Source organism: Streptococcus gordonii, from assembly GCF_001553855.1.
Taxonomy (GTDB): Bacteria; Bacillota; Bacilli; order Lactobacillales; family Streptococcaceae; genus Streptococcus; species Streptococcus gordonii.
On record NZ_LQWV01000007.1, the window covers coordinates 1 to 715 of the forward strand.

A 715-nucleotide genomic window follows, 5' to 3' on the forward strand; every position below is an offset into this window, starting at 1 on the left:
AAGACTCTAAGGGTGAAGAAAACAAAGTTGTTACCAATGGTTCAACTGTTACAGTAACCGACAAAGACGACGATCTTCCACGTAAGATTACCTTCAGTAAGGTCAGCCTTGGTGGAGAAGAAATCGCAGGTGCTCAAATCAAGATCTACAAGGGCGAGAAAGCTGAAGGAGATGCAGTAGAAAACTGGACTTCAGAAGCTGGTAAGTCTAAAGATCTCAACTTGGCTCCAGGTACTTACACCTTCCATGAGGAAGCAGCTCCAACCGGTTACCTCAAGGTGACTGACATCACTTTCCAAGTCAAACATGACGGTACAGTGGAAGTGACCAATGTTGGAGAAAAAGACTCTAAGGGTGAAGAAAACAAAGTTGTTACCAATGGTTCAACTGTTACAGTAACCGACAAAGACGACGATCTTCCACGTAAGATTACCTTCAGCAAGGTTAGCCTTGGTGGAACAGAAATCGCGGGAGCTCAGATCAAGATCTACAAGGGCGATAAGGCAGAAGGAGATGCAGTAGAAAACTGGACTTCAGAAGCTGGTAAGTCTAAAGATCTCAACTTGGCCCCAGGTACTTACACCTTCCATGAGGAAGCAGCTCCAACCGGTTACCTCAAAGTAACGGATATTACTTTCCAAGTCAAACACGACGGCACAGTGGAAGTGACAAACGTTGGCGAAAAAGACTCTAAAGGTGAAGACAACAAGGTCGT

The 715-nt window shown here is 45.0% G+C and carries 1 protein-coding gene; it reads left to right on the top strand.

Features of this window, described 5'->3' with window-relative positions; translation table 11 throughout:
• On the top strand, positions 1-715 hold a 715-nt coding region (locus tag AWH02_RS02955), incomplete at both ends, for an MSCRAMM family protein (protein WP_269083742.1).